4 protein-coding genes and 1 tRNA gene are annotated in these 5,483 nt (G+C 42.6%); all 5 read right to left on the bottom strand.

The window, feature by feature from the left end; translation table 11 throughout:
* Positions 1-176: 176 nt before the first annotated feature.
* Positions 177-263 (bottom strand) — tRNA-Leu (locus A3761_RS19160).
* Positions 264-382: 119 nt separating this feature from the next.
* On the bottom strand, positions 383-1,585 hold the full coding sequence (locus A3761_RS19155) for a MalM family protein (protein WP_068514858.1): 1,203 nt from the start codon (positions 1,583-1,585) through the stop codon (positions 383-385).
* A gap of 6 nt (positions 1,586-1,591) precedes the next feature.
* Positions 1,592-3,262: an outer membrane protein transport protein gene (locus A3761_RS19150; RefSeq protein WP_197469948.1), complete on the bottom strand. Its 1,671-nt coding sequence runs from the start codon at positions 3,260-3,262 to the stop codon at positions 1,592-1,594.
* Between the two features lie 88 nt (positions 3,263-3,350).
* The gene (locus A3761_RS19145) at positions 3,351-4,358 is read right to left on the bottom strand and encodes a flagellar protein FilC (RefSeq protein ID WP_068508299.1); all 1,008 of its coding nucleotides are present in this window, start codon (positions 4,356-4,358) and stop codon (positions 3,351-3,353) included.
* A gap of 122 nt (positions 4,359-4,480) precedes the next feature.
* The gene (locus A3761_RS19140; RefSeq protein WP_068514855.1) at positions 4,481-5,293 is read right to left on the bottom strand and encodes a C39 family peptidase; all 813 of its coding nucleotides are present in this window, start codon (positions 5,291-5,293) and stop codon (positions 4,481-4,483) included.
* Positions 5,294-5,483: the final 190 nt, after the last annotated feature.

Raw genomic sequence — 5,483 nt, 5'->3', positions numbered from 1 at the left:
TGCACTGTGATCTCCTAAGCACTTAAATTAAGATATAACACAACCTAAAGCAGTTTGTTCTATTAAGTAAATAAAACCCTACCTGGCGGCCGTATTTGGAGAATAAAGGCTGAATATTTGTTTTAACTTGGGAAAACTTGTTAAGTTAGATCGACTTTTGATAACTAAGAAAGGATTGGTACCAGTGGGCGGACTCGAACCGCCACGTCCCGAAGGACAAGGGATTTTGAATCCCTCATGTCTACCAATTTCATCACACTGGCCCAGATGCGGCGCATTATACGCCATACAGAAAAATGATCAACCGCTATCAATGATTTTATTTATATTTACTCATGTAATTAGCAACTTACCTAAGAATAAAGCCGCAAGGAGAAACTAGCTAATTATCTTCAACTAACAATTTTAGCTCCAGAGTACCTATTTCCATATGCTCAATAGAAATAAGCTCTTCGTCACTTTCAATACTGGATGTTTGCCCAAGAATATCTCTGGTAGTGTTAACCAATAGAAATCGTTCACCACCATCCTTAGTAGAGTCAAGCTGAAAAAAGCCCTCTAAATAACCATGAGCGAGCCAAGTTTCAGAATGATACTTTAATAAGGGGCCCGTAAATATACGCAGTGGCTGCTTATCGCTATCCAAAGTAACTAACTGAGGAAAGAATACACCATTATCAATGCCAAAACGTTTATGACGCCGTACAAAGCTTCTTATGCTTAAAGCTTGCTTTTCTTTGGTTTGCGGTAAGCTCAACAACAAAAAACGACTATCGCCACCTGAAAACCGATAAGGTAGCTGATCTTCGTTCATTTCATAGTAGTGAGCTTTACCTAATTCAAGTTCGATAAAGTCAACATTTGGTAGTGTTTGGCAGCAAGTACTTGAGAAACCATCAAAGTAGTCATCAGAAGTAAAGTTTTTAGCAAACAAAGCCGCGGCAAAAGGGTCAGCGCTTTCAGGAAGGTCGGCACTGGCTGCGGACTTCTCCAAAACACTTGCTTCCGTAAATTCGATTTTTTTCTCTCTTTCTTTTTCGAGAGCAGCCTGGACAGCATCAGCGTCATAATCAATATTGCGAACCGTTCCATCAGCATCGACTACTGTATAGTAGCGAGAACCTTCACTACTCGGTCGCCCACCGTCGATTAATAGCTTATCACCATCCACAAATTCCTCAGAGTTAACGCGCGTTGCATCGAAATCGTTAAGTGGTGGCGCCCTACGAATAGCGCCAAGAACCTTAGAGCGCTCTAATCTTTCGGTTTCAATATATTCTTTTTCAAAAGGACTTAAGGAATCACCAACATCACCAAGATATTCATTGTCGGTTACGTTCTGGGATTTTGGACTAACAGGTGGTTCAGGAGGCAGCTCTAACTTTGCTTGCTGCTGAGGCTCTTCAGGTTCTGGCTGTGAGTCGATGACAGGCACATCGGCTTGCTGAGCATCATCTACCTTCTTTGCGGAATATCCACCAAAGCTATCTTGTTCAACACTATAGCGTTCAGCAAGAGCTTCCAAAGAAAAGACACACAAAGCTACAAGCAATACTACAGTCGATCTCGAATAGTTCAGCTTCATATAGACCTAGAATTTTCGGTTAAAAGAAATACCCATTCCAAATACTCGAGATGTAAACTTCACATTCAAGCCCGCATAGGGGTTATAAATTACGTTAGTCAAATTCGTACAGTTCAAATTACAACTTGTATTAGAAGGAATGTAATCATCAGACTGCATATAGAATATGCTTGCACTGATATCGGTTCGTTTATCCCACTTGTAGCCAAACCCGGTACCCCACATTTTCATATCACCAACGGGAAGCGGACCAAAAACATCACGCTCGGCTGGTGAAGTTCGTAACTCTAACCCAAACCTGACATCCAGACGAGAATTAACATGCTTAGTTAAACCGAAACCAAAGTGCCAGGTATCACGTAAGCCAATAGGCAAAGTCAGAGAACGACCTGTGACCAACCCCGACAATAGTCGAGCTGTTGTTAGCATTTCCAGAGTTCTATCAAAGTAAAAAGTCCATTCTTCCCACTGACTCCAATCAGTCCATGTCGCATCCACATTGAGGGTATAATCAGGAGTAAGGCGAACTCTCATACCCGTCTTAAACATCTGAGGGATTTTCAAGTCGAGGTTCACATTCCCGGATTCATAGGGAACACCTCTTGGGAGGCCCAGTATTGCAGCGGTAATCGCACCAATGATTGACGCGTTAAAACCGTTCCAGAAAGCTGTCCACTCATCGGTATAGTCCATGAAGAACGTACCTTTAAGCTCCATATCTGCTTCGCTGTAATAGGTTGCTCCCCACGAGAACCAATCTGTCGGCTCCCACAACACACCAAGATTATATGTTGGCGACAAGGTTTGCTGCATATCCATATCGATACGCCCGATATCGTCCCATGGCCCAATATTTCCTTGGCACATAGATAAGAAAGGCTGCAGAGGGTCTCGACGCTGACCGATAGGCTTATCGAACTCACAAGCAAATGCATCCTGAAGTATTTCAACAACCGCAATCAACAAGTTAGGTGCACGGTTATGCTGCGCTATATAGAATCCTTGATGACTAAACTGAATGCCCATGCCAACAGACCATTCATCATTAATCTCGTACCCAACAGCCGGAGAAAAGTAAGTAAAACGCTGAATTGCTGCTTCTTTACCCAAAAATCGACCAGGGTCTTCCAGCTCTTTGTACAAAGCTAAAGCGGAGTGGATATAATTTTTATTTGCAAAAGTAAACTTTGAACCAGGAGGGTTTACCGAAAAGCCAATCTGCGGAGGTAGTATCGTTGGGCCATTCCACACCCATTGCTGCAAACCAAAGCCAGGTAGATATAAAGAAAGCCTGTTAGTATGGCTCTTACCTCGACCATCGCCTCCTACTACAGGGTCTCTCGGTACGGTAGGGTCATAGGTATTAAAGCCTGTACCATCTAAACCAAACAACTGATAGTCATCAGGGGCAGTAAATACGGCATCAAGATCCAAACCAATTAATAACTGATCAACCTCAAAGTGACGCTCTTTGAGTCGGGTAAGCTGAGCGGGGTTATGGTAAACCGCTGAAACACCAGGATTTACGTCAGCCTGCATCGCATTACCCAAGGAAAGAGCCTTAGTATCAATCGTAATGCCGTTCGCTAGCTGAGCTACAACTTGGGGAGGGAAAGCAAACGTAGCAATCAATACGACCACCAGCAGTTTCTTTACTTTCCAATGCAATGATTTCACCAATTAATTCCTTTTCCCATTACTATTCTAAAGATTAAACAAGTGCGCTCGAGAGCAAAGCAGTCATCACCTTACTCCTGACACATGATTACCAGTTGAAAGCACCTATATTAATTGGATAAGAGATCCCCATACTTAAGTCAGACGCATCTTCAGTAAGCCCAAAGCCAAAGCTAACGTTTGTAATCGTCTTAGGGTCAACACGAATACCCAGTGAGAAGTTCATCGAACCACTCACCGAGTCAGGCGAAACTGCCGTCCCCGAACCAACGAAAGTTAATTTAGTTTCAGTACTATAACCAACCTGGGTCGATATACTTAAAGAGGTGTCATAAGAAAGAGAGTAAGAAAAGCCCCCTGAGAAAGAATAGCTCTGCCCTTGGTGAACAGTCTTGAGGAGATTCCCGCCTCGAGGTTGGTTCAAACCACTTTGCTCAAAGGAGTAGCTGGAACTCAGCGAGCCAAACAATACAACTGGGTCCAATACCTTCGATACACTTAAACCCGTTGAAACAGAGTAAGTACCACTACCCGTAGACAAGCGCTCATTAGGGTTAATTTCATAAGGACTGACACCTGTTTTAGTACTTAAGGTAGTACTTAGGGTGACTGTCGCCTTACCTGGTACATAAGCAAAAGGCTGCCAACGCAAACCGAAACTCACATCCCCCCACTCCGTTGCAGATAGTGAGTTCTGAGTATCGTAGCGTGAAGATAAAGGTATCCGGGCATTTAGAGTAAGGTTATTCAGAACTCCGTAGTCAAAGCTAAAGGAGTTTGTAAAGGAATGTGTTCCAGAGGGGTTTACGTCCAGATTTCTAACCACGCCATTCTGAACATCCAAGGCAATTCTCGAATCAGAGATATAAGAGTAATCCAGAGAATAGCTTAAAGACTTTCCACCCGCTTTGAGCAAGGAATAGTTTTTCTCAGCCGCCTGGAAAACCTCTTCCAATTGCTTGGTAGAGTCCTCATCATCTGACTGTCTGGCTAAGGCATCTCGCGCCTTATCAACATTACTTTCTTCAGCACTAATATCCGAAACAAACAGCACGGTTGATGCCAGTAGCACGCATCTAATGACCCAAGAGTTCATTACCTATTCCTTCTATCTTTATAGTTTGTGTCAGTGACTCTTACACGCAGTAACAACTAACCACTTTCCTAATACGAGCAATGCTGCTCACATTTCTTACACGACATATACTTATTCAAAAACTAGTTTCGACGATAATGTAAAAACTTCGTACCATTATCGAAAGTAGTATTCCCAAACTCATCTGTCTGGTTTTTACGGCGCTCTATCTCGTTATTCAATAAATACCGCAAATTATCTTTGTAGTCCGGAGTATAATCAAAAGCCTGCAAAGACAATGTCTGATCATCAATAAAGCGTAAGTCTTCTTCTCTTAACTCAAGCCCATCAATTGGTTTTGTATTCCCTGGAAAGATAACGAACAATACATTTTGATCCCACTTTTCTTTAAAGCGTTCGAGAGTAAAGGTTATATTTCCTTTGGAAGGGTCAGCAATAAAAACACGCCCATCCTTGATTGTCTTAACAACCACGAAATGCTTAAAGCCTGCGTAATGTATTGGCACGATAGCTGGATGATCCAGCTCAATCAAATCCTTTAACTCAGCCTTGAAGCCCCCAGCCGGAAAGCCCAGCGCGGTTACCAAACGCTTCATATCCAGCATTGAAAAGCCTCGACGCTCAACGATTCGCTCATTTTCACCGTAGTGAAGCAAACCTTCCATCACCTGGCGTTCTTGAAAGTTGCGCCCAAGATAATGCTGCAATACAGTCGTTAATGCTGCAGATCCACAGCTATAGTCATACGCCTGCCTAACAATATTACGGTATAAAACGCTAGATAAAGGTTCGACAACAGCTCTTTCTCGAACAAACGATTCACCCTCATTTAGGGCGACAGTATAATGCACGATCCCATTCGGCTGAGGTTCGATATCTTTAAATTGATGCACCAGATTCAAAAGAAGTATTGATGCTGTTGTTACAAGAACCATATTTCCATTTGCCTTAGGTTTCCGTTAAGTTTTTCCGCTTTCTATGCCGAAAAAATTATTACGTAAAGATACATTAATTACTTGAAAGGGAAAGATAACCAGTGCTCAAAATATGCTGAGACTAACCGGAACACCAATGATAATGCTCATTCTCTTAGAAAGGCCTTAATTGCGCCCAACATTGTTTCAC

The sequence above is a fragment of the Oleiphilus sp. HI0123 genome (assembly GCF_001635315.1).
Note: the sequence above shows the minus strand (reverse complement) of the source record. Positions and strands in the feature narration are given on the sequence as shown.